Origin of the sequence: Humibacillus sp. DSM 29435, from assembly GCF_001758225.1 — a bacterium.
In the GTDB taxonomy this organism is placed as follows: Bacteria; Actinomycetota; Actinomycetes; order Actinomycetales; family Dermatophilaceae; genus DSM-29435.
The window spans coordinates 46,014-70,960 of record NZ_MAST01000053.1; the positions used below are offsets into that span (position 1 = coordinate 46,014).

Annotated in this window: 21 protein-coding genes, 3 tRNA genes and 1 pseudogene; 13 read left to right on the forward strand and 12 right to left on the reverse strand. The window is 69.9% G+C overall.

The features are described 5' to 3' along the window. Positions 1-10: 10 nt before the first annotated feature. From BA895_RS21300 to BA895_RS21315, 4 genes are all read right to left on the reverse strand, one after another. Positions 11-2,203 (reverse strand): 3-hydroxyacyl-CoA dehydrogenase NAD-binding domain-containing protein, encoded by a 2,193-nt coding sequence (locus tag BA895_RS21300; RefSeq protein WP_083283632.1) that lies wholly within the window; start codon positions 2,201-2,203, stop codon positions 11-13. A gap of 5 nt (positions 2,204-2,208) precedes the next feature. Then, the gene (locus BA895_RS21305; protein WP_070193899.1) at positions 2,209-3,453 is read right to left on the reverse strand and encodes a thiolase family protein; all 1,245 of its coding nucleotides are present in this window, start codon (positions 3,451-3,453) and stop codon (positions 2,209-2,211) included. A gap of 145 nt (positions 3,454-3,598) precedes the next feature. Beyond that, a complete protein-coding gene (locus BA895_RS21310) occupies positions 3,599-4,894 on the reverse strand; it encodes an HRDC domain-containing protein (protein WP_070193900.1) in 1,296 nt (431 codons plus the stop codon). Further along, positions 4,891-5,475 (reverse strand): DUF3000 domain-containing protein, encoded by a 585-nt coding sequence (locus BA895_RS21315; RefSeq protein WP_070193901.1) that lies wholly within the window; start codon positions 5,473-5,475, stop codon positions 4,891-4,893. Before BA895_RS21315 ends, BA895_RS21310 begins: the two co-directional genes overlap by 4 nt. Before the next feature lie 238 nt (positions 5,476-5,713). On the opposite strand from BA895_RS21315, the gene hemE reads away from it, so the two are divergent. Together hemE and murJ are read left to right on the forward strand one after the other, a co-directional pair. Next, entirely contained in the window at positions 5,714-6,775 is a 1,062-nt protein-coding gene (hemE, locus tag BA895_RS21320; RefSeq protein WP_083283633.1) for a uroporphyrinogen decarboxylase, read from the forward strand. After that, positions 6,775-8,466 carry a murein biosynthesis integral membrane protein MurJ gene (murJ, locus tag BA895_RS21325; RefSeq protein WP_070193902.1) on the forward strand — a complete coding sequence of 564 codons (1,692 nt, stop codon included), beginning with the start codon at positions 6,775-6,777 and terminating at the stop codon, positions 8,464-8,466. The genes hemE and murJ overlap by 1 nt, the downstream gene beginning before the upstream one ends. 219 nt (positions 8,467-8,685) lie before the next feature. Here murJ and BA895_RS24660 read toward each other — a convergent pair. Next, positions 8,686-9,882 (reverse strand): annotated as a pseudogene (locus tag BA895_RS24660) (DUF4349 domain-containing protein); the annotation flags it as partial. Between BA895_RS24660 and hemG the strand changes: the two are divergent. Continuing rightward, complete coding sequence (gene hemG, locus BA895_RS21335) at positions 9,788-11,176, forward strand: protoporphyrinogen oxidase (RefSeq protein ID WP_070194038.1); 1,389 nt, start codon at positions 9,788-9,790, stop codon at positions 11,174-11,176. The pseudogene BA895_RS24660 and the gene hemG overlap by 95 nt on opposite strands. A gap of 59 nt (positions 11,177-11,235) precedes the next feature. Beyond that, positions 11,236-11,937, forward strand: coding sequence for a hydrogen peroxide-dependent heme synthase (gene hemQ, locus BA895_RS21340; RefSeq protein WP_070193904.1), 702 nt, complete (start codon positions 11,236-11,238; stop codon positions 11,935-11,937). A gap of 15 nt (positions 11,938-11,952) precedes the next feature. Here hemQ and BA895_RS21345 read toward each other — a convergent pair whose 3' ends face one another. The 3 genes from BA895_RS21345 to msrB form a co-directional block, all read right to left on the reverse strand. Continuing rightward, on the reverse strand, positions 11,953-12,444 hold the full coding sequence (locus BA895_RS21345; protein WP_070193905.1) for a DUF1707 domain-containing protein: 492 nt from the start codon (positions 12,442-12,444) through the stop codon (positions 11,953-11,955). After that, positions 12,441-12,863: a DUF1707 domain-containing protein gene (locus tag BA895_RS21350; protein ID WP_070194039.1), complete on the reverse strand. Its 423-nt coding sequence runs from the start codon at positions 12,861-12,863 to the stop codon at positions 12,441-12,443. The genes BA895_RS21345 and BA895_RS21350 overlap by 4 nt, the downstream gene beginning before the upstream one ends. 87 nt (positions 12,864-12,950) lie before the next feature. After that, a complete protein-coding gene (gene msrB, locus BA895_RS21355; RefSeq protein WP_070193906.1) occupies positions 12,951-13,382 on the reverse strand; it encodes a peptide-methionine (R)-S-oxide reductase MsrB in 432 nt (143 codons plus the stop codon). A gap of 108 nt (positions 13,383-13,490) precedes the next feature. On the opposite strand from msrB, the gene ligD reads away from it, so the two are divergent. The 3 genes from ligD to BA895_RS21370 all read left to right on the forward strand — a co-directional run bounded on the left by ligD (position 13,491) and on the right by BA895_RS21370 (position 16,955). Then, positions 13,491-14,558, forward strand: a complete 1,068-nt coding sequence (ligD, locus tag BA895_RS21360) for a non-homologous end-joining DNA ligase (RefSeq protein ID WP_070193907.1) — start codon at positions 13,491-13,493, stop codon at positions 14,556-14,558. Between the two features lie 81 nt (positions 14,559-14,639). After that, positions 14,640-15,704: an ATP-dependent DNA ligase gene (locus tag BA895_RS21365; protein ID WP_070194040.1), complete on the forward strand. Its 1,065-nt coding sequence runs from the start codon at positions 14,640-14,642 to the stop codon at positions 15,702-15,704. Between the two features lie 33 nt (positions 15,705-15,737). Next, entirely contained in the window at positions 15,738-16,955 is a 1,218-nt protein-coding gene (locus tag BA895_RS21370; protein ID WP_070193908.1) for a S9 family peptidase, read from the forward strand. 37 nt (positions 16,956-16,992) lie between these two features. Here BA895_RS21370 and BA895_RS21375 read toward each other — a convergent pair whose 3' ends face one another. Next, entirely contained in the window at positions 16,993-17,751 is a 759-nt protein-coding gene (locus BA895_RS21375) for a dihydrofolate reductase family protein (RefSeq protein WP_070193909.1), read from the reverse strand. Between the two features lie 9 nt (positions 17,752-17,760). Between BA895_RS21375 and BA895_RS21380 the strand changes: the two genes are divergently transcribed. Next, positions 17,761-18,774 carry a PPK2 family polyphosphate kinase gene (locus BA895_RS21380; protein WP_371327743.1) on the forward strand — a complete coding sequence of 338 codons (1,014 nt, stop codon included), beginning with the start codon at positions 17,761-17,763 and terminating at the stop codon, positions 18,772-18,774. 33 nt (positions 18,775-18,807) lie between these two features. Here the strand turns inward: BA895_RS21380 and BA895_RS21385 are convergent, their stop codons facing one another. Beyond that, entirely contained in the window at positions 18,808-20,445 is a 1,638-nt protein-coding gene (locus BA895_RS21385; protein ID WP_070193910.1) for an acyl-CoA dehydrogenase family protein, read from the reverse strand. A gap of 92 nt (positions 20,446-20,537) precedes the next feature. Between BA895_RS21385 and BA895_RS21390 the strand changes: the two genes are divergently transcribed. The 4 genes from BA895_RS21390 (at position 20,538) to BA895_RS21405 (ending at position 22,102) form a co-directional block, all read left to right on the forward strand. Further along, the gene (locus BA895_RS21390) at positions 20,538-21,719 is read left to right on the forward strand and encodes a YihY/virulence factor BrkB family protein (RefSeq protein WP_070193911.1); all 1,182 of its coding nucleotides are present in this window, start codon (positions 20,538-20,540) and stop codon (positions 21,717-21,719) included. A 107-nt stretch (positions 21,720-21,826) separates the two neighbouring features. Beyond that, a tRNA-Gly gene (locus tag BA895_RS21395) sits at positions 21,827-21,899 on the forward strand. A gap of 32 nt (positions 21,900-21,931) precedes the next feature. Further along, a tRNA-Cys gene (locus BA895_RS21400) sits at positions 21,932-22,002 on the forward strand. A gap of 25 nt (positions 22,003-22,027) precedes the next feature. Then, positions 22,028-22,102: transfer RNA gene (locus tag BA895_RS21405), tRNA-Val, on the forward strand. Positions 22,103-22,193: 91 nt separating this feature from the next. Here BA895_RS21405 and BA895_RS21410 read toward each other — a convergent pair. Beyond that, positions 22,194-23,414: an esterase family protein gene (locus BA895_RS21410; RefSeq protein ID WP_139142821.1), complete on the reverse strand. Its 1,221-nt coding sequence runs from the start codon at positions 23,412-23,414 to the stop codon at positions 22,194-22,196. A 124-nt stretch (positions 23,415-23,538) separates the two neighbouring features. Next, complete coding sequence (locus BA895_RS21415) at positions 23,539-23,751, reverse strand: PLDc N-terminal domain-containing protein (RefSeq protein ID WP_070193913.1); 213 nt, start codon at positions 23,749-23,751, stop codon at positions 23,539-23,541. A 106-nt stretch (positions 23,752-23,857) separates the two neighbouring features. Here BA895_RS21415 and BA895_RS21420 point away from each other — a divergent pair, with 106 nt between their 5' ends. Beyond that, entirely contained in the window at positions 23,858-24,715 is an 858-nt protein-coding gene (locus BA895_RS21420) for a GNAT family N-acetyltransferase (RefSeq protein ID WP_070193914.1), read from the forward strand. Positions 24,716-24,947 lie beyond the last annotated feature (232 nt).

Sequence of the window (24,947 nt, forward strand, 5' to 3'; positions counted from 1 at the left end):
CGAACCCGGCTCAGCGACTCGTGCTGGTCGTCGCTGCATTCGCCACGTTGGCGACACCCTCGGGCAGGAACCTGCGGCCGGTGACCGCCACGGCGACACCCGTGCGGTCGAGCAGGGGAGTGATGCCCCCGTTCCAGAAGGAGAATCCCGCCCCGGTGATCATGGCCAGGTCGATGTCCATCGGTGCCTGCGCCACCCCCTCGTCGAGCATCCGCCGCGCCTCGTCGGCCAGCACCGTCAGTACCCGGTCGCGAACGGCATCGGCCCCGAGCACCACGGGGTCGGCGGGAGTCTCGATCATCTCGGCGACCTCGGGGTCGAGCACCGGGCGACCCGAGCTGAGGTCGTAGAAGCCGGGCTTGCCGGCCGCGACGATGCGCTGCAGGGTGGGCGAGGCGTAGAACCGGTCGGGAAAAGCCGCCACCAGCGTCTCGCCGTTGTGCAGGGCGATCGCCGGTCCGACGAGCCCGATGAGCACGAAGGGTGGCATCGGGGCCAGGCCGGCGAAGGCGCGGTCGACGACGTCGATGGGGGTGCCCTCGTCGACCACCCTGGCGGCCTCGCCCATGAACCGGCCCAGGAGCCGGTTGACGATGAACGACGGGCGGTCAGCGGCCCTGATGCAGGTCTTCTTCAGCGCCTTGCCCACGGCGAACGCGGTCGCGAGGGTGGCATCGTCGGTGCGTTCACCGGGGATGATCTCGAGCAGCGGCATGACGGCGACCGGGTTGAAGAAGTGGAAGCCCACGACGCGCTCCGGGTGGGTGAGCTTCGAGGCCATCTCGGCGATCGACAGGCTCGAGGTGTTCGTGGCGAGCACACAATTGGGGCCCACCACCTTCTCCACCTCGGCGAAGACCTGTTGTTTGACCGACATCTGCTCGAAGACTGCCTCGATCACGAAGTCGGCGTCGGCGAAGCCGTCCTTGTTCGTGGAGCCGGTGACGAGGGCCCGGTAGCGCCTGAGTCTGTCAGGGCTCAGCCGGCCCTTGCCGGCGAGCTTGTCGAGCTCGGCGTGAACGTAGCCGACGCCCCTGGCCACGCGCCCGTCGTCGATGTCGGTGAGCACGACGGGCACCTGAAGACGCTGCACGAAGAGCAGCGCCAGCTGGCTGGCCATCAGACCGGCCCCGACGATGCCGACCTTGGTGACCGGGCGGGCCAGGGCCTTGTCGGGCGCTCCCGCCGGGCGCCTGGCCCGCTTCTGCATGAGGTCGAAGGCGTAGAGCCCGGCCCGCAGCTCGTCGCTCATCAGCAGGTCGGCGAGCACCTCGTTCTCGGCCGCGAAGCCCTCCTCGCGGGTCGCGGTGCGAGCGGCGCTGACCAGGTCGAGCGCCGCGTAGGGGCTTCTGGCCTGACGTCCGGTCTTGGCGTCGGCCAGGGCCGTGGCCTTGGTGACGGCTGTCGCCCACAGCCGCTCGTCGCGGTCGACCTCGGGGCGTTCGACGGTGGTCTCACCGGCTACGACGGCGGCCGCCCACGCGAGTGACTCCTCGAGAAAGTCGGCCGGCTCGAAGATGGCGTCGGCCAGCCCCAGACGGTACGCGGCCGAGCCGCTCATCATGCGGTTCTGGCTCAGCGGGTTGTCGATGATCATCGTCAGCGCGCGCTCGACGCCGACGAGGTTGGGCAGCATCCAGCACCCGCCCCACCCGGGCACGAGCCCGAGGAACACCTCGGGCAGGGCGACCGCCGGCACTCCCTTGCTGATGGTGCGGTAGTCGGCCGAGAGCGCGAGCTCGACCCCGCCGCCCATGGCAGCGCCGTTGACGAACGCGAAGGTCGGCACGGGGAGGTCGGCGAAGTCGGCGAAGGCGGCGTGGCCGGCCCGCGCGATCTGCAGCGCCTGGTCGCGCGCGACGATGTGCGACACCCCGGTGAGGTCGGCGCCCACGGCGAAGATGAACGGCTTGCCCGTGACGCCCACGGCCACGATCTCACCGGCCGCGGCCCGGGCTCGCAGGCCGTTGACGGCGCTCGAGAGCTCGGCGATCGAGGCGGGCCCGAAGGTGTTCGGTCGCGTGTGGTCGAAGCCGTTGTCGAGCGTGACGAGGGCGAGTCGGCCGGCGCCGTGGGGCAGCTCGACGTCGCGCACGTGCGCGTGGGTGACGACCTCGCCGGCGAACTCGGCTGTGGGCTGGGCTGTGGGCTGGGATGTGGGCTGGGATGTGGGCTGGGATGCGGGCACGATGGCCTCGGTCATGGGGGTCACTGGTCGATCTCCTTCTGGCCCGCAGTGGCTGCCGTGCTCGATACGTAGTCGGGGTGATGCGGGTTCTCCCAGATCACGGCTCCGCCCATGCCGATGCCGATGCACATTGCCGTGAGCCCGTAGCGCACCTCGGGGTGTGACTCGAACTGCCGGGCCAGCTGGGTCATCAGCCGCACACCAGAGCTGGCGAGCGGGTGACCGACGGCGATGGCCCCGCCGTACTCGTTGACCCGCGGGTCGTCGTCGGCGAGGCCGAAGTGGTCGAGAAAGGCGAGCACCTGCACGGCGAACGCCTCGTTGAGCTCGAAGAGCCCGATGTCGTCGATGGCCAGCCCGGCCTTGGCGAGCGCCTTCTCAGTGGCCGGCACCGGTCCGACGCCCATCACCTCGGGCTCCACTCCGACGAACGCGAACGACACGAGCCTCATCCGCACCGGGAGGCCGAGCTCGCCGGCCACCTGCTCTGACGCGAGCAGGCACGCGGTGGCGCCGTCGTTGAGCCCAGCGGCGTTTCCGGCGGTCACGTTGCCGTGCGCCCGGAACGGTGTCTTGAGCGCACTGAGGTCATCGACCGTCGTGCCTGGCCGGGGTGGCTCGTCGACGGTTGCGAGACCGAAGCCGAGCTCGTCGTGGCGCGTGGCGACGGCCACCAGGTCAGGTTGGATGTGGCCCTCGGCGTAGGCCCTCGCCAGCTTGTTCTGGCTGCCCACCGCGAAGGCGTCGGCGCGCTGCTTGGTCAGCTGCGGAAAGCGGTCGTGCAGGTTCTCGGCCGTCTTGCCCATGACGAGCGCGTCAGGGTCGACGATCCGCTCGGCCACGATCCGCGGGTTGGGGTCGACGCCCTCGCCCATCGGGTGACGACCCATGTGCTCCACGCCACCGGCGATCGCGATGTCGCAGGCGCCGAAGGCGATCGAGGATGCCGTGCTGGTGACGGCCGTCATCGCGCCCGCACACATCCGGTCGATGGAGTAGCCCGGTGTCGTGTTCGGCAGTCCCGCAAGCAGGGCGGCCGTGCGTCCGAGCGTCAGGCCCTGGTCACCGATCTGGGTCGTTGCGGCGATGGCGACCTCCTCGACGCGCTCCTTCGGCAGCTCGGGGTGGCGCCGGAGCAGTTCCCGGATGCACTTGACGACGAGGTCATCGGCCCTGGTCTGGGCGTACATGCCTTTCGCCCCGGCCTTTCCGAACGGCGTGCGGATGCCGTCGACGAAGACGACCTCATTGAGCTGGCGGGGCACGATGGTCTCCTGGTTCAGGCGGGGTCAAGGGTCGGCCAGAGCCGACATCCGGATCCTACTCCTCGGTAACTTTCTACCCAAACGGGTGCGGAGGTGATCACCGTCACGCGTTCGGTCACCGAAACCGAGCCGAGCCGAGCCGAGCTCAGGCGTTCGGTGACGGGTTCTCACGGCAAGCGAGCGCGATCAGCGGGGCCGTGATCGTGGTCTGCCACTGTCGCGCTCCGAGCGCCAGAAGGGCCGCTCGCACCTCGTCGGTCGACGGGCTGTCGCCACGGTTCCACAGGAGGCGGCGCAGCAGGTCAGGCGTCAGCAGGTTCTCGACCGGAACGGCCAGCTCGTCGGACACTGCAAGCAGCAGCTCGCGGGCCCGTGTCATGCGTGCCGCAGCCACGGGGTCACGGTCGGCCCACGACTTGACCGGCGGCGGGCCGGTGGGAGGCAACGTGAGCGGTGGCAGCTCCGCCTCGGGGAGGGCGAGGGCGATGGCGATGGCGTCGACGAGGCTGTCGTGGTTTCGCCGGATGGACCGTGCCATGCGGGGGTCCTGCGACGTGAGGGTCGTCGGTGGCCGGGTGGCGCGTTGGTGCGCGATCGCCAGCTCGCTGATGGCCCCGTCGGGCAGGATGCGGCCCGGTGAGGTGTCTCGCTGCTGGGCCAGCCGGTCGCGAGCGAACCAGAGCTCGCGCACGATCGCCAGTCCGCGCCGCCCCCTCACCTTGTGCATGCCGGAGGTGCGGCGCCAGGGATCGACCCGGGGCTCGGGGCCGGTGAAGTCGAGCAGGCTCGCGAACTCCTCGGCGGCCCAGGCGCCTTTGCCCTGCGCGGCGAGGTCGTCCGCCACCGCATCGCGCAGCTCGCCCAGCACCTCGACGTCGAGAGCGGCGTAGCGCAGCCACGGCTCGGGCAGGGGCCTGGTCGACCAGTCTGCCGCCGAGTGCTCCTTGGCGAGCGACAGACCGAGGTAGTGCTCGACCATCGCGCCGAGGCCCACGCGCGGTCGACCGGCGAGACGTCCGCCCAGCTCGGTGTCGAACAGCGACCTGGGATGCAGGCCGATCTCGCTGAGGCAGGGGAGGTCCTGGGTGGCGGCGTGCAGGATCCACTCCTCCTCGCCGATGGCCTCGCCGAGCGGGGACAGGTCGGGGCAGCCCATCGGGTCGATGAGCCAGCTCCCCGACCCACGTCGCCGCAGCTGCACGAGGTAGGCGCGTTGCCCGTACCGGTAGCCGGATGCCCGCTCGGCGTCGATGCTCACCGGGCCGGTGCCCGACGCGATGGCTTCGGCCGCCCGCATCAGGCCCCGTTCCGTCGCGGTGACCTCAGGCACCCCGTCGCGAGGCGCCGTCAGCAGAGTGAGCTGGGGGAGGGGCTCGCTGGGCTCCGGCTGCTCGGGCGCGGTGTCATCACCCGGATCGGTCGTCGGCGAGGTCTCCGTCACCGGCGCTGCCCGGGCAGGGGGACGACTCCGTCGGGCAGCGGCGGGATGCCGGCCACCGTGCAGAGCATGTCGCCCCACGCACGCAGATGGTCGGCCACCGCGCCGCTGGCGGGGGTCCACGAGGCGCGGATCTCCATCTCGACGCTCGCCTCGCGGTCAGCGAGCCCGGCGAAGCTCTCAGACACCACCCGGGTCACGGTGCCGGCCTCGGCGGTCCATCTCAGGTCGCGGTCCGCGAGGGAGTCGGTCAACCACGACCAGCCGACGGCACCGAGCATCGGGTCGGCGCCCAGCTCGGGCTCGAGCTCGGCACGGGCGAAGGTGACGATGCGCCAGCACCCGTCCCACGTCTCGGGGGCGGCCGGGTCGTGGAGCAGCACGAAGCGCCCGGTCGCGAGATCCTCCTCGGGATCGGTGGGGTCGATGACGTCAGCCGTCAGGGCCGCAGCGTACGGCGCGATGCGCGTCGGCGCCGGCACCTCCGTGAGGCGAACCTCCGCCCGCATCCGAACGTCACGCAACGACGACAGCGCTCGGGCGAACACTGCGCCGTGGTTGCCCGGCAACGTTCTCGTGTGCACCCAACGACGATAAGCCGGGGGGAGCCGATCTGTCCTCAGGGCGCGCCGACCAGTACTCGCGGGTCGGTCGGCGCGGCGGGCCCACCTCGGCCCGGTTGTCGGCCTGTGGTGACGCTTCGCCATCCCGCAGTCGACGGCGCGGTCGACGGCACGGTTGAAGCACGGACCGTCCTGGGTGTGTCCTCGACGGAGGCGCTGATCGTTAGTCGGACCAGTGGCATCGTGGCACGATTGGCCGGTGCCGATCCCCACCCAGCCCTCCACCGCCAGAGCCACCAGAGCGAGTGACGTGGTGAGAGCGGCGCGCCGTGAGCCGGTCTCGCGAACCCCGGTGTGGTTCATGCGTCAGGCCGGGCGCTCCCTGCCCGAGTACCGCCGGGTTCGTGAAGGCGTGCCGATGCTCGAGTCGTGCATGCGCCCTGACCTCGTCACCGAGATCACCCTCCAGCCTGTGCGACGACACGGGGTGGATGCCGCCATCTTCTTCAGCGACATCGTCGTTCCCCTCAAGGCTGTCGGCATCGACCTCGACATCGTGCCAGGGGTCGGTCCTGTCGTCGCAGACCCGATCCGTTCTGTTCGAGATCTCGATCGCCTTCCCGAGCTGACCCCCGACCACGTGCCGTACGTGACCGAGGCCGTGCGAATGCTGGTCGACGAGCTCGGCGCGACTCCGCTCATCGGCTTCGCCGGGGCTCCCTTCACGTTGGCCTCCTATCTCGTCGAGGGCGGTCCCTCCAAGAACCACGTCAAGACCAAGGCGCTGATGCACGGCGACCCCCAGCTGTGGGCAGCCCTGTGCGAACGGCTCGCCCAGATCTCGGGGGAGTACCTGCGCGTGCAGGCCGAGGCGGGGGCGAGCGTCGTGCAGCTGTTCGACTCCTGGGTCGGCGCCCTGTCGCGCGCCGACTACGTAGAGCACGTGCAGCGTCACTCCACCGCCGCCCTCGCCGCGGTCGCCGACCTCGACGTTCCCCGCATCCACTTCGGGGTGGGCACGGGCGAGCTGCTCGACCTGATGGGTGCGGCTGGGGCCGAGGTCGTGGGTGTCGACTACCGGGTGTCGCTGACCGACGCGACCCGGCGCCTCGGGCCTGAGTTCGCAGTGCAGGGAAACCTCGACCCCGCCCTGCTCTTCGCACCGTGGCCGGCTCTCGAGCGACGGGTACGTGAGATCGTCGAGGAGGGCCGCCGCGCGCCCGGCCACATCTTCAACCTCGGTCACGGCGTGCTTCCCGAGGTCGACGCCGACGTGCTCACCAGGGTCACCGAGCTGGTGCACGAGGTCTCTGCGCGCTGATGACCGCCACCATCGCGGCCCCGTCCGTCGCCCGCTCCAGCCTGACCATGTTCGGTGGGTCGGTGGCCTCCCGAGTGCTCGGCGTGGTGCGTAACGGCCTCATCACCGCGATCATCGGCACGAAGTTCGCGGGTGACGCGTTCACGATCGCCAACACGCTGCCGAACGTGCTCTACGTGCTGGCGGCCGGCGGCATCCTCAACGCTGTGCTCATCCCGTCGCTGGCGCGGGCGATGAAGCTCGAAGACGGCGGGCAGGAGTTCACCGACCGCGTCATCACCCTCGCGTTGACCGGGATGGCGCTCATCACCGTGGCCGTCATGGCCGGTGCCGGCGGTTTCGTCTGGCTGCTCGCCTCCAACTCCTCACCCGACTTCACCGCCCTGGCCGTCGCCTTCTCGCTCGTCTGCCTCCCGCAGATCTTCTTCTACGGGCTGTTCGCCCTGCTGGGACAGATCCTCAACGCCCGTGGGCGGTTCGGCGCCTTCGCCTGGGCGCCCTTCATGGCCAACGTCGTCGCCGTGGCCGGTCTCCTGCTGTTCATCGTGCTCTTTCCGAAACCGGCACTGTTCGACCCCAACGGGATGCCGCGCGACCGCGACCCGTCGGAGTGGACCGGTCCGATGATCTGGCTGTTCGCCGGCTCAGCCACCCTCTCGGTCGTCGTTCAGGCACTCTGGCTCGTGCCGGCCCTGCGTGGCACCGGCTTCCGTTACCGGCCGCGGTGGGGCGTGCGAGGCGTCGGGCTGGGTGGCGTGAGCCGCCTCGCGCTCTGGGCCTTTGCCGGCCTCGCCATCTCGCAGCTCGGCTTCTTCATCAGCCAGGGGGCGCTCAACCACGCCACGAGCGTGGGCAAGGGACTCGGCCTGGCCGAAGTGGTGAGGGGGCCTGCGGTCTCCGCTGTGGCGTTCACCCTCTTCATGCTGCCGCACGCCTTCATCACGGTGTCGGTGATCACGGCGCTGTTCCCACGCTTCTCCCGGGCGGCCGCCGAGGGCGACCTCCCGGGGCTGCGGCGTGACTTCCGGACCGGGTTGGTGATGCCACTCGTCGCCAACCTGCCCGTGATGGTGGGAGTGATGGTGCTCGCCCACCCGGTCGTCTCCTTGCTCAACCCCGGCATCGACCCGAGGTCGGTCGACGTGGCAGCCGCCGTGCTCGTCATCATGATCCTCGGCCTCATCCCCTTCGGCATCGACCTGCTCTGCTACCGCATCTTCTTCGCCCTCGAAGACGGGCGCCCCACCGTGCTCATGCAGGTGTTGCTCACCGGCATCAGCGCGGCCGCGGCGGTCGTCACGCTGGTCATCGCGCCCGTCTGGGCCATCGCCGTGATGGCGTTCGGACAGACGATCGGCAATGTCGTCAGCTCAGGCGTCGGGCTGTCGATCCTGCGACGGCGCATCGGCGGTCTCGGCCTCGTCTCGGTGTTCGACACTGTCGCCCGTATCGGTGTGGCGGCGGCGGTGGCGGGCGTTCTCGCCTGGGGCACCTCGTCGGTGGTGGCCCCCTTCACGACCGACGCGATCAACGCGAATACGCCCATCGTCGAACGGATGTTCGCCAGCGCCGTCGAGATCGGCCTCGTCGGGCTCGTGCTGGTCGTCGTGTACCTGCTCGTGGCGCACCTGCTGCACGTTCGAGAGGTGCGCGACCTGGGCAACCTCGTTCGGCGCAGGGTGGGCCGATGACGCCCACCCCCGTTGACCGACCCACCCCCGCGCCTCCGCAACACACCTGGTAGTCGACAACCATGCCCGACTGCAGCTGCCGGTGGTTGACGACTCCCCGGTGTGTTGCGTCGGGTCGGTGGCGCTCGGGTCAGGCGTCGGGGCTACGTGGGCCGCCTGGGCCACGTCGGATACGGCTGCTGGGGAATGGCGGCGCAGCAGACGCAGCCCGACCCAGGCGATCAGACCGAGCACGACGAGCCACGGCAGCAGGGTGGCTACACCGGCGACAATGACGGTGACCGAGCCCAGCAGCCCGTCCCAGGCCTTTCTCAGGTCGACAGCGAAGCCGTTGTCGGATGCCGCTGGGGCCGTCGCGTCGGTCCAGAGGGTGACGGTGACGTCCGACATGGTGGTCTGCTGGTCGAGCTGGGCAAGTCTCTGGGTGAGCGAGTCGAGGTCGGACTGCCGCTTGCTCAGCTCGCTCTCGATCAGCACGACCTGCTTGAGGTCGGTGGCGTCCGCGAGCAGGGCCTGCACGCGCGCCACGCTGGCCTTGGCCGGAGCGATGCGGGCCTGAGTGTCGACGTAGGTGTCGGTCACGTCCTGGGTCTGCGAAGAGCGGTACGAGACGGTCCCGAGCCGGGACAGGTCGGCCAGCACCCCGTCGAGCTTGGGTGCGGGAACGCTGAGGGTGAGCCGGGCCTGGTCCACCCCGACCGGGGCGAGGTCGACGCCTTCGGGGGTCGCTTGGCTCGGTCCCTCGGCACGTGACGGCGACCCGTTTGTGTTCCCGTCGGGTCCGGTGCCGGTCACCACGTTCTCGTAGGTCACCGCGCCGCCGGCTCCCGCTGCCACCGAACGCGCCTGTGCGCTCGAGGCGCTGAGGTCGGCGACCTCGAGGCCCAGCCAGGCGCTGCGGGCCAGCTTCGGTGTGACGACCGGCGAGGCTGCTGCCGACGCCGCGCCGGGAACGCCCCCCGCCACGGGTGCCGCCGCGGCCACGTCGGCCGACGAGAGTGCCGACCTGGCGGCACTCTCGTCGGCCGACCCGCCCGCTCCGGCTGAGGCAGAGGTCGAGCTCGAGCTGGACGACCCTCCGCCGAGCACACGAAGGCCTACGGGCACCGAGGCGAGCAGGATGAGCACCGCGGCCACCGCGAGCACCAGCCGGGCGGTGCGGCGGCGAGCCGGCGAGATGTCGTTCCAGTGGCTGATCGTCGTCATGGTGACCGTCCTGTTTCGGGTTCCGGCGCTGCGGCGTGGTCGCTGCGAGGGGGATGCTGGTGAAGACACCCAGGTCGCCGGGATCGTTGCAGGGGCCGGATGGGAGAGTGGCTCCATGGGCAGGAAGGTCGCGGTCGTCGGAGCGGGGATCAGCGGGTTGGCCGCGGCGTGGCAGCTGGTCAACGACCCCGCAGGCCCCGCCGACCTCATGGTCTCGGTGTTCGAGGCCGCTGACACGGTCGGGGGCAAGCTTCGTCTCGACACGGTGGCCGGGGTGGCCATCGACGTCGGAGCCGAGTCGATGCTGGCCCGGCGACCGGAGGCCCTGGCTCTGGTCGGCGAGCTGCGCCTCGACGACCGTGTGACGCACCCGGCTGCCGTGGGCGCGGCGATCGTGTCGGGTGGTCGCCGCTGGCCTCTGCCGCGCGGAACACTGATGGGGGTGCCGTCAGACATCGAAGCCCTCCGAGGCCTGCTCACCGATGGTGAGGTGGATCGGGCTGCGGCAGAGAAGATCTCGCGAACCGACGCGGATGTTGCGGTGGGTGACTTCGTCGATGGGCGGCTCGGGCGAGCCGTGACCGACAAGCTCGTCGAGCCCCTGCTGGCCGGCGTGTACGCGGGTCACTCCCGGGCCATCTCTCTCGAGGTGGCGGTGCCGGCCATGTTCGCCGCTGCCCGCGAGGGTCGCTCCATCGTCGAGCTGGCCGGTCGGGTCGCGGCGGCGGCCGCCGAGAACGCCACCCCGGTGTTCGCCTCCCTGGTGGGTGGGCTCGGCACCCTGCCGGCCCTGCTCGCCGATGCGCTCGGGCACCGCGGGGTGCAGGTGCGCACCAGCACGACGGCCCGCGCCCTGCGACCTGATGGCGCCGGCGCCTGGGTACTCACCACGGGACCCACGACGGATGCCGTCGACGAGGTGTTCGACGCCGTGGTGCTGGCCACCCCGGCCGCGCCCACGGCCCGGCTGCTGGCCGACGTGGCGCCCGCGGCCGCAGCATCCCTGGCGACTGTCGACTACGCGTCGATGGCCATCGTGACGATCGCGCTCGCCGGGCCGGCTCCTGACGTGCTCGAGGGCAGTGGGTTCCTCGTGCCCCCGACCGAGGCGCTCACCATCAAGGCAGCGACCTTCAGCTCGCTCAAGTGGCCCTGGCTGGCCCGCGCCCATCCCGACACGACGTTCCTGCGGGCCTCCGTGGGCCGGTTCGGTGAGGTGGCGACGTTGCAACGACCCGATGCCGATCTCGTCGACCTCGCGCTACGCGACCTGGCCACCGTGCTCGGTGGGCCGCTTCCGGTTCCTGTCGACACCCACGTGCAGCGCTGGGGCGGCGGCCTGCCCCAGTACACCGTCGGCCACCGTTCGCGGATCGAGGCGGCCCGGGCCCCGGCGGCCGGGGTGGCCACGTGCGGGGCCGCCTACGACGGGGTCGGCATCCCGGCCTGTATCGGCTCGGGCCGCGCTGCGGCGCGCGAGGTGCTGGCCCACCTCGCCGGCTGAAGAACCCCGCACGGGCACCCGCGTCACGAAGTGTTCGACCGACTTGGGATGATGGGGCCATGAGCGAGAAGCTGACCCCGTCACAGATGCGTGAGATCAACGACACGATCCGCTACTGCATGTGGTCGGTCTTCGCCGTCGACCAGCCGCTGGGCGATGACCGCGAGAAGCTCACGAGCGAGTTCGAGGCCTTCCTCGGGGAGGTCTCCGACAGCGGGGTCGTGGTGCGCGGGCTCTACGACGTGGGTGGCTTGCGCGGTGACGCCGACTTCATGGTCTGGTGGCACGCCGAGACGATCGAGTCGCTCCAGGATGCCTACCACGGGCTGCTCCGCACCGAGTTCGGTGCGCACCTGCGCCCGGTCTGGAGCTCGGCAGCGCTGCATCGCCCGGCCGAGTTCAACAAGAGCCACATCCCCGCGTTCATGGCCGACGAGAACGCTCGCAAGTACATCTGCGTCTACCCCTTCGTCAGGTCGTACGACTGGTACCTGCTCGAGGACAAGGAACGCCGCGACCTGCTGCGTGAGCATGGGCAGATGGCCCGTGACTACCCCGACGTGCGCGCCAACACGATCGCCTCGTTCGCCCTGGGCGACTACGAGTGGATGCTGGCCTTCGAGGCCGACGAGCTGCATCGCATCGTCGACCTCATGCGCGACCTGCGTGCCTCACGCGCCCGTCTGCACGTACGCACCGAGATTCCCTTCTACACCGGGCCCAAGGTCGAGGCCGGCGCACTCGTCGCGCGCCTGCGCTGAGCTCGCCTGCGCGGCTCAGTCGTCGTCGCGACCGAAGGTCCCCGCGACGATCCCCGCCACCGGCACGAGCAGAAACCAGAGCCACGACTTCGTGATGAAGAAGAGGGCCAGGGCCACGAAGGGCGAGAGCGCCACCACACCGCGCCACCGGTTCTGCTGACCTCCCCGGATGCCGTCGGTGCGATCTCCGCGCGGCTGGCCTCTTCTGTCGGCGCGGTTCATCGGCGCCGGAGTCGACCCGGTCGGCGACGGTGCCGAGACGGTCGAACCCGTCGAGCCTGTCGATCCTGTTGATGGGCCGGAGGGGGACCCGAAGGCCGGCCTGCCGCCTGGCAGGTCGACGAACAGGGCCGTGAGGTCACCTTGCGTGATGGCGTCGTTGGCTCGGCCCCTGCGGTCCTCGAACTCATCGGCGTCGAGGCGACCGGCCGTGTGGTGCTCGGTCAGCGCCGTCAGGGCCTGCTCGCGCTCGGCGGTTCCGATGCGGACCTGCGCGTCGTCGCTCATGAGGTGAACCTGTGGTTCTCGCGCCGAGACCCCAGGCCTGACCTGGCGATGTACCCAGCGGCGGGGATCATCAGGAACCACACCCATGAGCTGGTGACGAAGAACAGGGCGGTGGCGAGCAGGGGCGCCCAGGAGTAGGCGGCCCCGTGGCTCGAGCAGCGGCCACCACGATGAGCGACCGGGGTCTCTGCGTGCCGGTCGTGCGAAGCGGGCGAGACGTCTGCGCCGGGTGCGACATCCACCTGCGGCAGGTCACTGAAGAGGGCGTCCAGCTCGGCTGCGGTGGTGGCATCGCCGGCGCGGCCACGTCGGTCCTCGTACTCGAACGAGTGCAGGCGCCCGGCCTCGAAGTGCGTCAACAGGTCTGCGAGGGCCCGCTCACGCTCAGTGCTGCTGACTCTGGTCTGTTCGGTCTCCATGACGTGACCATAGGTCGGCGCGGCACAGCCGACCCACGACATCTGTCATGAGTCGGCCGTGCCATCCGGCTGGCCGCCCAGCGCCGGTCAGGACGCGTCAGGGGTGAGCCGCATCGAGATGGAGTTGATGCAGAAGCGCTGGTCGGTCGGGGTGTCGTAGCCCTCGCCCTCGAAGACGTGGCCGAGGTGCGAGCCGCAGTTGGCGCAGCGCACCTCGACCCGCTTCATGCCCAGGGCGCGGTCCTCGATGTACTCCACCGAGTCACCGGCGAGAGGGGAGTAGAAGGAGGGCCAGCCGCAGTGCGACTCGAACTTCGTGTCGCTGCGGAACAGCTCGGCTGCGCACGCCCGGCACGAGTACACGCCCTCGGTCTTGGTGTCGGTGTACTCACCACGGTAGGGGGCTTCGGTGCCGGCCTTGCGCAGCACGCGGTACTCCTCCGGGGTGAGAGTCTCGCGCCACTCCGCGTCGGTGCGCTCGACGGCGTGGGTCTTGCGGTCTGCGGTCTTGTCTCTCATGTTGTTGGCAACGCGAAGCCGCCTCGGTTTGTGCCCGGCGCCGACCCCAGCCGGCTTACGAGAACCTTGTGGCCGCCATCAGACCCGATCCCGACCTAGGGTGGGCGGATGGCCGACGCGACCGTGCTCCAGGTGCCCACCCCTGACGGCGGGAGCCGTGACGTGCGGGTCTCGAGCCCGGCTCGCGTGCTCTGGCCCGACTGCGGCATCACCAAGCTCGAGCTCGCGGAGTACGCCGTGTCGGTCGGGCCCGCCCTGCTCGGCGCCCTCGGGGCTCGCCCCGTGACCCTTCAGCGGTTCCCGACCGGCATCGAGGGGGAGGAGTTCTACTCCAAGAACCCGCCGCGGGGGGTGCCGGCCTGGGCGCGCACGGTCGTCGTCACGTATCCCTCGGGTCGTCGGCATCCCCAGCTCGTCGTCGACGAGGTGGCCACGGCGGTGTGGGCGATCCAGATGAACACGATCACCTTCCACCCGTGGCCGGTGTCGGTCAGTGAGAGCGCGACGGCCGATGTGGCCGATGACTCGCTCGACAACCCCGACGAGGTGCGGATCGACCTCGACCCGCAGCCGGGGCGTCCGTTCGCCGACGTCGTCGAGGCCGCGGTGGTGCTGCGTGAGCTGATGACCGAGCTCGGCCTCACTGCCTGGGTCAAGACCTCGGGCAACCGGGGCCTGCACGTCTACTCCCGCATAGAGCCCGAACGGGAGTTCCTCGACGTGCGGCACGGCGTCATCGGCATCGCCCGCGAGCTCGAGCGCCGCCTGCCCGAGCTGGTCACCACCGCGTGGTGGAAGGAGGAGCGCGGCGACAAGGTGTTCGTCGACTTCAACCAGGCCAACCGCGACCGCACCATCGCGTCAGCGTGGAGCCCCCGGCCGCTGCCCGGCGCGCCGGTGTCGACGCCGTTGGCCTGGTCGGAGGTGCGCGACATCGTGCCCGCCGACTTCACCGTGCGCTCGGTGCCCGGCCGGTATGCCGCGGATGGCGACCCGTGGCACGGCATCGGAGCGGCCGTGGGCGACTTCTCCGCCGCCATGGCGCTCTGGGATGCCGACCTCGAGCGGGGACTGCCGGAGAAGAACTTCCCACCCGACTTCCCCAAGATGACCGGCGAGCCACCTCGGGTGCAGCCGAGCCGCAAGAACGCGGCCAACTGGGACGAGCAGCCCTGAGCCGGTCCGCATCGCTTCCTTCGAGGTACTCGGCCGCGCCCTGCCGCCGTTGACTACCTCGAACCGGAGAGAATGGGCACCATGGACCTGCCCGTGCTGCCGCCAGTCGCCCCGATGCTCGCCAAGGCCGTCCCGTCGATCCCGACAGGGGCGCTGTCGTACGAGCCGAAGTGGGACGGCTTCCGGTCGATCATCTTCCGACACGGCGACGACGTCGAGATCGGCTCGCGCAACGGCAAACCGATGACCCGCTACTTTCCCGAGGTCGTCGCGGCGGTCAGGGCCAACCTGCCCGAGCGTTGCGTCGTCGACGGCGAGATCGTCGTGGTGGTGGGCGACCGACTCGAGTTCGAGGTGCTGCAACAGCGCATCCACCCGGCGGCGAGCCGGGTCGCGTTGCTGGCGGGCGAGACCCCGGCGAGCTTCATCGCCTTCGACCTGCTGGCGCTCGGTGACGACGACCTGACGGGGATGCCGTTCGAGCAGCGCCGCGCTCGTCTCGAGGAGGCGCTGGCCGGCGCCACCGCCCCGATCCACCTGACGCCGGCGACGCGCGACGCCACGACTGCAGGGGAGTGGTTCGAGCAGTTCGAGGGGGCCGGTCTCGACGGGGTGATTGCCAAACCTCTCGACGGCGCCTACCTGCAGGGCAAGCGAACCATGTTCAAGATCAAGCATGCCCGCACGGCCGACTGCGTAGTGGCCGGCTACCGGGTTCACAAGAGCGGGCCCGACGCCATCGGTTCGCTGCTGCTCGGCCTCTACGACGACCAGGGCTCGCTGGCCTCAGTGGGGGTCATCGGCTCGTTCCCGATGGCCCGACGCACGGAGCTGTTCGCAGAGCTGCAACCGCTCGTCACCTCGTTCGACGAACACCCCTGGGCGTGGGCGAAGCAGGAGGAGGGCACCCGCACCCCACGGGCCTCCGAGACGAGCCGGTGGAACTCCGGCAAAGACCTCTCCTTCACGCCGTTGCGCCCGGAGCGGGTCGTCGAGGTGCGTTACGAGCACATGGAAGGGGCGCGCTTTCGCCACATGGCGCAGTTCAACCGGTGGCGCCCCGACCGGGAACCTCGCTCGTGCACGTACGAGCAGCTGGAGGAGCCGGTGTCGTACGACCTCTCCGACATCCTCCCGGCCGGCTGACCGGCATCCGGCCTCGTCTGCGAGGGTGAGCGAGTGCAGAAGAGCAAGCTCGTCACGCGGCCGGCGCTGGCGGCGCTCGCGGCCGGCACCGGAGGCCTGCTCGGTGTGGCCTCGGCCACCATCGCCACCGGGGCCTACATCGCGAGGCGGGTGCTGACCCCTGACGAGCTGATGCCCGACGACGTGGCCATCACCGCACACGACGACCTGACCATCACCCTCGGTGTCAGTGCCGACACGGTCGTGCCGGGTCGGTACGGCCTGTGGCTCGACGGCGGTCGTGGTCACGCCCGGGTCGGCGAGGTCATCGAGCGCGACGCCCTGACCGTGACGAGGCACCTGCTGGGCATCGACCGGGGTGAGCTGTCGGTGGGCCCGGCCCGGTGGAACCAGTACTACTACAGCGACCGCCCCCGGGTGAGCCTCGGCCTACCCGACGAGGACGTCACGATCATCTCCGAGCTGGGCCCGATGCCTGCCTGGCTCGTGCGGCCCGCCGACGAGCCGATGGCCGCCGATGGCCTCGGCGTGCGCGACAGCGCAGACGGTCAGCGCCAGAACGGCGACTGGGCGGTGCTCGTGCACGGCCGGGGAGCGCGCAAGGAGGAGACACTCCGGGCCGTGCCGGTGCTGCGCGACGCCGGGTGGACCAGCCTCGTCGTCGCGTACCGCAACGACCGTGACGCGCCGAAGGGCCCGGACGGGCGCTACAACCTCGGGCTGTCGGAGTGGCGCGACGTCGACGCGGCGCTGCAGTACGCCGTCAACCAGGGGGCCCGGCGGGTCGTGCTGTTCGGATGGTCGATGGGCGGCGCGATCGTGTTCCAGCTGCTCTCGCGTTCTGCTCTCGCCGACCACGTGGTGGGGGTCGTGCTCGACTCGCCGGTGGTCGACTGGGGCGACGTGCTGACCCACCACGCGTGCACCCACAACCTTCCCCCACCGCTGGTGCGTCTGGCCCAGCGGCTGATGGCGTCGAGGGGTTCGAAACGCCTGGTCGGCGTCGTCGAGCCCGTCGACGTGGCCCTGACCAACTGGGTCGCGCGTGCTGCCGAGCTGCGGCACCGAGTGCTGTTGATCGCCTCTGAAGGCGACGACTTCGTGCCCATCGGGCCGGCTGCGCAGCTCGCTGCACGACGACCCGACCTGGTTCGTCTCGAACGCTGGCAGGTGGCGCGGCACTGCAAGGAGTGGAACATCGACCCAGAGCGTTGGGAGCGGGTCGTGACGGAGTTCGTGGCCACTCTGTGAGCTCTGACGTGGTGTGAGCGGTTCGACTGCCGCGCGACTATCGCTGCACGAACCAGCGACCCATGATCGTCGAGTCCTGTTCCACGAGCAGCGCCAGCTCGAGAGTCGCCGAGGTGCCGTCGACGCCGACCGTGCGGGGATGCTCGCCCCCGACGACATGGGGAGCGATGGTGTAACAGAGCTCGTCGACCAGCCCGGCCGCGATGAAGGAACCGAGCAGTGACGGGCCGCCCTCGGTGAGCAGCTGGGTCAGCCCGCGGGCGTGCAGCTGGTCGACCAGGTCTCTCAGGTCGAGGGACTCGCCCCCACAGACGAGCACGTTTGCTTCGCCGAGATCGTCTCTGGCGCGGGCGAGTCCGGGCGCGCGACCGGGCATCGCGATGAGGGCCGAGCCGTCACGGTACCCCCGCAGGGTAGGGGGGACCTCACCGCGATGGGTGACCGCGACGAGCGGCAGCGCGTCAGGAAGGCCTCGGGCGCGCCGTAGCCCGACGAGCGGCTCGGCGACCGAGAGCGGCGGATAGCCCTCTGCCCGAATGGTGCCCGCTCCGACGACGACAGCGTGGCTCGCGGCGCGCAGCACCTCGAAGACCGCATGGTCGGCCGCATTGTTGATCGAGCCCGACTTGCCGTCGGCACCGGTGGCGGCACCGTCGAGCGAGGTCACCATGTTGCAGCGCAGCCACCCCGCGTCGGGACTGCCGTTCGCGGGCGGCCGATAGGCAGCGAAGAGGGCTGCCCGGTCGAGCTCGGCCAACGGGTCGAGCCCGGACGAGCCGGAGACGAGAAGTCGCATACCGTCAGTATGTCTGTCCATCCTGCTCGCCGAACCCTCGAGCTCGGCATCCCGCAGCGGGCGGCCCCGTTCCGGCATCATGAGGCCATGGGTAAGAAGAAGAAGCACGACAAGAAGTCGGTCAAGGCGCGCCAGAAGAAGATCGAGTCCGATGTGGCGATCGCCAAGGCAGAGCAGGAGGCGGTCACCGAGATCGCCGAGTTCGGCTCTGCGCTGCGCGCCGCGAAGGGCTTCGTGCTCAGCGACGTCGACACCCGCTCGACCCCCGGCTTCTCCGGCGACAAGCTCGAGGGCAAGGCCGCCCTCGCGGCGTCCGAGGCCGAGCTGTCCGACCTGCTCGAACGGCTGTTCGCCGAGTCGACCGCCGGCTCGAAACGCGCGCTGTTGCTCGTCGTGCAGGGGATGGACACCTCCGGCAAGGGCGGCATCATGCGCCACGTCATCTCGGTGAACCCCCAGGGGGTCAAGGCGACGGCGTTCAAGGCCCCGACCAAGGAGGAGCTGGCCCACGACTTTCTCTGGCGCATCGAGAAGGCGTTGCCGGAGCCCGGTGAGCTCGGCGTGTTCGACCGGTCGCACTACGAGGACGTGCTCATCGTGCGAGTGCACGACCTCGTGCCCGAGCCGGTCTGGTCGAAGCGCTACGCGCAGATCAACGACTTCGAACACCGGGTCACCGACGCTGAGACGACCGTGATCAAGGTGATGACCCACATCTCCAAGAACGAGCAGAAGGACCGGCTCGCCGAGCGCCTCGACCGGCCCGACAAGTACTACAAGTACAACCCCGGAGACGTCGACGAGCGGCTGCACTGGGACGCGTACCAGGTGGCCTACCAGGCGGTGCTCGACGAGACGTCCCCGGTGGGAGCGCCGTGGTACGTCGTGCCGGCCGACCGCAAGTGGTACGCCCGTCTCGCGGTGCAGCAGCTGCTGCTCGAGGCCCTGCGCGCCATGGACCTCCAGTGGCCGGCGGCCGACTTCGACGTCGAGGCAGAGAAGGCGCGGCTGGCCGAGAGCTGACCGGTGGGCTCACCCTCGCGCCGGTCAGCCCGCTCAGCCCGTTCGCGCGATGAGCTCGGATGCCGCTGACGCCAGGTCGGCGGGAAGCGTGCCGAAGGTGTGTCCGTGGGCGCCGACCACGCGGGCCGCCACGAACGCGTCAGCGACGGCGGCGGGGGAGTGCTCCACCACCAACGCGCCCTGGAGGGCGATGGCCAGAGCCTCGACCGTTCGGCGAGCCTCGAACGCGGCTGACGGTGACGCGGGGTCGAGTGAGCGGGCCTGCTGCAGCGCCGATTCAGTGAACCTGTCGAGCTCGTTGCTACGGCCCCGCATCCGGTGCAGCTCGGCGGTGAGGGCCCCCAGAGCCGCCTGCTCGCGAGACAGGGCTCGGATCACGTCGAGGGCGTTGACGTTGCCCGACCCCTCCCAGATCGAGTTGAGCGGGGCCTCGCGGTAGAGGCGGGCGAGGCCGTTCTCCTCCACGTAGCCGTTCCCGCCCAGGCACTCGAGGGCCTCCGCCACGAGAGGCGCGGTGCGCTTGCAGACCCAGAACTTTCCCAGGGCCACACCCAGGCGGGCCAGGTCGGTCTCGCCACGGTCGAACGCCTGCGCCAGTCGCATGGCCAGCAGTGTGGCCGCCTCGGCTTCGAGAGCCAGGTCGGCGAGCACGTTGCGCATGAGCGGCTGGTCGACGAGCAGGGCCCCGAAGGCGAAGCGGTTCCGCGCGTGATGGACGGCGCGCGACACGGCATCCCGCATGGTCGCCGTCGAGCCGAGCACGCAGTCGAGCCGCGTCGCCCCCACCATGTCGATAATGGTGCGTACGCCGCGCCCCTCGTCGCCGAGACGACTACCCCAGGTGTCGTGGAGCTCCACCTCGCTCGACGCGTTCGACCGGTTGCCGAGCTTGTCCTTGAGCCGTTGCAGCGCGAACGGGTTGCGCGTCCCGTCGTCGAGCACCCGGGGCACGACGAAGCAGGTGAGCCCACCGGGCGCCTGGGCCAGCACGAGGAACATGTCGCTCATCGGTGCCGAGCAGAACCACTTGTGACCGGTGAGCCGGTAGGCGTCTCCAGGCACCGGCCCCTCGGCCACCGGGAGCGCCCGGGTGAGGTTGGCCCGTACGTCGGAGCCACCCTGCTTCTCGGTCATCCCCATGCCGGCCAGGGCGCCGGTCTTCTCGGTGAGCGGGATCATGCGGGGGTCGTACTCCCGGCTGGCGAGGCGCGGGAGCCAGCGAGCGGAGAGCGACTCGTCGTGACGGAGCGCCGAGCCCGCCGCGTAGGTCATCGACACGGGGCACAGGTGTCCGGCCTCGACCCGTGACCAGAGCATGAACCCCGCGGCGCGTCGGGAGTGCGCGCCGGTGTCAGAAGGCGCCGTCCACGGGCCGGCGGTGAGGCCGGCTCCAACCGACTGCGCCAACAGCCAGTGCCAGGCGGGATGGAACTCGACCTCGTCGACCCGGTTGCCGCGGGCGTCGAAGGGGTGCAGCACGGGCGGATGGGTGTCGGCGAGGCGACCCTGCTCCTGTGCGGAGGCTGAGCCCGCCAGACGGCCCCAACGCACGAGCTCGGGGGAGGGTTCGCCGCCGCTTCGACGCAGGGCCTCGAGCAGGGCCGGGTCCTCGGTGAGCAGGTCGCGCCCGCTGAAGGGTGGGGGCTGGTTGTGGGGCTGGGGGGTGCTCACCCCAGTGACTGTAGGACGCCGCGGCCAGGTCCAGTCCCACACCGGGTGCAGGAGCGCCCCCCTACGGCTGCGGACGGATAGCCTCGAGGGCAATGACTCTCAAGAGCCGCGGTCGCGCTGTGATCGAGCGGATCCCGGGCGGGATGCCGGTCGCTCGGCTGACGCTGCACACTTTCAACGTCTGCCTGGACTACCGGGTGACGGGTCTGGCCGCTGAGGCGGCGTTCTTCATGCTGCTCTCGCTGCCACCCCTGGTGCTCGGACTGTTCGGCGCCGTCGGGTTCGTCGGGAGCCTGGTGGGGCCTGACACCGTGCAACAGGTCATCGAGCACATTCGGGCTTACGCGTCCCAGTTCCTCACCGACTCGACCATCGTCGACATCCTGCTGCCGACGATCCAGGACGTGCTGAAGACGGGCCGGGCCGAGCTGGTCTCGATCGGTTTCCTGCTGTCGTTGTGGTCTGGTTCGCGCGCGCTCAACGTGTTCGTCGACACCATCTCGATCATGTACGGGCAGAAGGACGTTCGCGGGATCGTGCACATGCGAGCCCTCAGTCTCGCGCTCTACACCTTGGGCATGGTCGTCATCATCGTGGTGCTGCCGCTCGTGCTCATCGGGCCCGAGCTGATCGGTGACTGGTTGCCCGACCAGCTCGGTTTCGTGACGATCGTCTACTGGCCGTTCGTGGTGCTGCTCAGCATCTCCGGCCTCACCACGCTTTACCACATCGCCACACCGCGGCGCGGCACGTGGTGGCGTGACACCCCGGGCGCCCTGCTCGCACTGGCGATCTGGCTGCTCGCGTCGGTCGTGGTGCGGATGGCGCTCGAGGCCTCTCTCGGAGGCTCGACCATCTACGGACCCCTCAGCACCCCCATCGTGCTCCTGATCTGGCTGTACACGCTTGCCATCGCGATCCTCATCGGGGCCGGGCTCAACGCGGCGACCCGCATCGTGTGGCCGGTCGAGCTGCACGAGGGTCTCAGTGAGCGCATCTGGGCTCGGGTGCGGGCCGTCTTCGTGGCTCCCGACGCCCCGACGGGCTCCGAGCGTCCAACCGATGACCAGCCGGCGGGCGGAGCCGGCGAGGTCAAGGCCGCGGCTCTGACAGACGATCCTGAGGCCCGTCAGCGGGCCCGGGACCAGCAGTTCGCCAAGCTCGAGCGCTCGGCCCTGGCGGAGGCGATCGAACGGGAGCTCGCGCACGGCCTGCGCGGGTCCCAGGACGCCGACGAACGGCGCAGCACGCCGACGAAGGCCGACGAACGTTGACCTGCGAGGTCGCAGACGACACCCCGGCATCGGGTTTGGTGTCTCGTCGGGTGATCGGCTAATGTCGACCTCGCACCGAGCGGAGCAGTTACGCCGCTGGTGCTTCCGCGGACATAGCTCAGTTGGTAGAGCGCAACCTTGCCAAGGTTGAGGTCGCCGGTTCGAGCCCGGTTGTCCGCTCGGAGGCAAATCGAGCAGAACCTTGCCGACACGGTGGAGTGGCCGAGAGGCGAGGCAGCGGCCTGCAAAGCCGCGTACACGGGTTCAAATCCCGTCTCCACCTCGAACAGCATCATTTGTTGACACCTGGGCGATTGGCGCAGCGGTAGCGCGCTTCCCTGACACGGAAGAGGTCACTGGTTCGATCCCAGTATCGCCCACCACCAACCGGCCCCTGACCTGCGGAAGCGCAGATCAGGGGCCGTTGTCGTGCGCCGCCGACTTCAGGGTCACCGTCCGCCTGGCAAAGATCGTTCACCCCGGTGCGACCTCCTTGGCGGCGGCCGCCACCAAGGAGGTCGAAGAGGTGGTCGCCGCAGTGCTGGTGTTGGCCTTGGCGGACAGCCACGACAGCACCCGCGGTAGCTCACGATCCCAGGTGGTGAAGTTGTGGCCGCCGTTCTGTTCGACCAGCAGGGTCACCTGCATCGGCTGCCTCACCATACGCACGAACTGCATGGTCGCCCCGAAACCCTGCCCGTCGCTGTCTTCGGCTCGGCCGATCGTCACGAACAGGGAGACGGGCGGGGCAACGTGGTGCCCGAGTCGCCACCGCAGGTCGCTCGCGTGTTGCAGAGCCGAGGAACCATGGAACAGGTCGCCGGCCGTACCTCCGTCGAGGGCGTGATAATAGCCCGACAAGGACACTCCGCCGGCGTAGATGCCGGGGTGCAGCATGGTCAGCTTGGCGGCGCAGTAGCCGCCGGTGGAGTCTCCGATCACGCCCCAGTGACCCGGCTGCACCCGAAACGCGTGCTGGGCGGCTTCGGTCAGGTCGGTGGAGAGAAACGTCTCTGCTTGGGGCCCGCCGGGAACGTCGGTGCACTCCGTGTCACGAGGTGGGGCCACGGTGGAGGAGAGCATCACGTAGATCATCGGCTTGGCCTTGCCCGCCCTCACCAGATCAAGCGCCGCCTGCGGATAGTTCATCCGGGATATCAGGTTCAGGGCAGAACCGGGGTAGCCGGTCATCACCTCTACCGCGGGGAACCGTTGGTGGGCGTATGCCGACTGAAAGTACTGCGGGGGCAGGTACACGTCCGCAGGAGCAGCCAGCTTCGAGTGGAAGCCGGTGATCTGCACCGCAACGACCTTTCCGCCGGCATCCCACTGCGCGGGGGTGTTCCAGCCGGTGTTGCCGGTGACCTGCATGCGGCTGGTGGCCGGGCCCAGGGTGGCCTGCGGGTGGCGTGAGCTCATGGCGGCACTTGCCTTGGCGCCAAACGTCGTGACCGTCGGGCGGGCCGTCTGGCCGAACAGGCCACTCCACGAGGTGTAGAACTGGCCGTAGTCGTTGGCCAGCACCCCGACCAGCGCGACCGTCACCAGCTGCCCGACGAGCAACAGCCCCAGCCGGGTCGAGTGACGGGCCACCCGCGAACCACGCAGGCGGTTCCAGCTCCAGACCGTGACCAGTGGAACCAGGATCGCCGCCAACGCCAGCACGACGACCAAGGGAGTCCCCAGCAGCGACAAGGCCCGTCACCTACCCCTTAGTGGTGGTCCGAAGAGTGAGCTTCGACCCTCGCACGCGATGCTGGGAGTTTCGTGTCATGGCCCACCTGCCCACCTGCCCACCTGCCCACCTGCCCACCGGCGTTCAGCGCCTGCCCAGGGCGAAGTACGCGATCGGCCCGAAAGGCTGGACCGAGAACGCCAGCACCCACAGGGACTTGCGACCCCGGACCTGGCCGACCGGACGCCGAGCCAGGTCGTACACCGCCGCTGCCGTCAGAATCGCCTCCGCCGCGCCGGCCACGCTGATCATCTTCTGCTGGCCGGTCGTCAGGTCAGACCACTGCTTCTTCGCCATGAGGCGACGCTACCCGCCCTCTCGGTGCGCAGGACCCTAGAGTGTGCAGCGTGAGCAGCCCAACAGCGGTAGCGAGCCCAGCGGGCTGGGGGTGTGGTCCCCACCTGTGAGCCACCTCAACTGGTCGTCGACGACACCTGACGATGTCGACGATCTCGTGCGACTGGGTCAGGCCTGCCTCGACCGCGACGGCGGCCTGCCGGACGTCGCCGACCCCGAGCACCTGCAGAAGGTGTTCGTGACGAACACGGCGATCTGTGGCCGGGATGAGCTCGGCGAGATCGTCGCCGCGGCGGCGGTCGGGCGCAACGGTGCCGGCGAGCGCATCGCCGCCGCCCTGGTCGATCCGGCCGTCATGGGGCGGGGCATCGGGGAGGAGCTGGCCGCCTGGGTCGATGAGCACTCCGGGGGGCCGGTCAGCCTGGTCATGGACTCGATGAGCCCCGAGGCCGAGCGGCTCTTCTCGCGACTCGGTCTGCGGCGGGTTCTGGCCGAGACCGTGATGTGCCACCCCATGCGGGCCATCCCCAACGTGCGCCTACCCGAGAACATCCTCACGATCCCTTTCACCGACGACACCTCTGAGGCCTTCCAGCACGCGTACACCGCCTCGTTCTGTGACCAGCCCGGCTACGACGCCAGCAGCGCCCAGGCCTGGGGCCGGTGGCTGCGGGAACAGCGCGGTTTCCAGCCTGAGGACTCGCGCGTCGCCCTTGACCGCGACGGGCACGTCGCAGGGTTCGTCACGATCTCCAAGAACTGGATCGAGGAGGTCGGGGTCGTGCCCGCCTGGCGCGGGCGCGGTCTGGGCGCCCATCTCATCGCTCGGTCGCTGACGGCGATCTCCAAGCGGGGCGCGTCCCTGACGTGGCTCGCGGTGGGGTGCGACAACCCTGCGCGGACTCTCTACCAACGGCTCGGGTTTCGCGACTGCGGCACCCGGGCGCTGTACGAACGAGGCTGACGTCACCCTGGATGCCGCTTCGGCCAGCGGGCGGTGCCCGATCACAGGGCCGATCACAGGGCCGGTCACAGGGCCGGTCACAGGGCCGGAAGCAGTCGCTTGGACGATGTGAAGTCGAACTTAACGCCAACCACCAAGGACTCGCGCTTGTTCGCCGGTGACCGAGCCAGCGATACTCGGCGAGAGCATCGCAGGCCCACTCGAAGTCATCCGGGCCTGCTCTTAACCCATG

Bases quoted from the DNA above. Each gene is read 5' to 3' on its own strand.
- BA895_RS21300 (WP_083283632.1), bottom strand. From the start codon at position 2,203: ATGACCGAGGCCATCGTGCCCGCATCCCAGCCCACATCCCAGCCCACA.
- murJ (WP_070193902.1), top strand. From the start codon at position 6,775: ATGACCGCCACCATCGCGGCCCCGTCCGTCGCCCGCTCCAGCCTGACC.
- hemG (WP_070194038.1), top strand. From the start codon at position 9,788: ATGGGCAGGAAGGTCGCGGTCGTCGGAGCGGGGATCAGCGGGTTGGCC.
- hemQ (WP_070193904.1), top strand. From the start codon at position 11,236: ATGAGCGAGAAGCTGACCCCGTCACAGATGCGTGAGATCAACGACACG.
- BA895_RS21345 (WP_070193905.1), bottom strand. From the start codon at position 12,444: ATGAGCGACGACGCGCAGGTCCGCATCGGAACCGCCGAGCGCGAGCAG.
- BA895_RS21350 (WP_070194039.1), bottom strand. From the start codon at position 12,863: ATGGAGACCGAACAGACCAGAGTCAGCAGCACTGAGCGTGAGCGGGCC.
- msrB (WP_070193906.1), bottom strand. From the start codon at position 13,382: ATGAGAGACAAGACCGCAGACCGCAAGACCCACGCCGTCGAGCGCACC.
- ligD (WP_070193907.1), top strand. From the start codon at position 13,491: ATGGCCGACGCGACCGTGCTCCAGGTGCCCACCCCTGACGGCGGGAGC.
- BA895_RS21365 (WP_070194040.1), top strand. From the start codon at position 14,640: ATGGACCTGCCCGTGCTGCCGCCAGTCGCCCCGATGCTCGCCAAGGCC.
- BA895_RS21375 (WP_070193909.1), bottom strand. From the start codon at position 17,751: ATGCGACTTCTCGTCTCCGGCTCGTCCGGGCTCGACCCGTTGGCCGAG.
- BA895_RS21380 (WP_371327743.1), top strand. From the start codon at position 17,761: ATGTCTGTCCATCCTGCTCGCCGAACCCTCGAGCTCGGCATCCCGCAG.
- BA895_RS21390 (WP_070193911.1), top strand. From the start codon at position 20,538: ATGACTCTCAAGAGCCGCGGTCGCGCTGTGATCGAGCGGATCCCGGGC.
- BA895_RS21415 (WP_070193913.1), bottom strand. From the start codon at position 23,751: ATGGCGAAGAAGCAGTGGTCTGACCTGACGACCGGCCAGCAGAAGATG.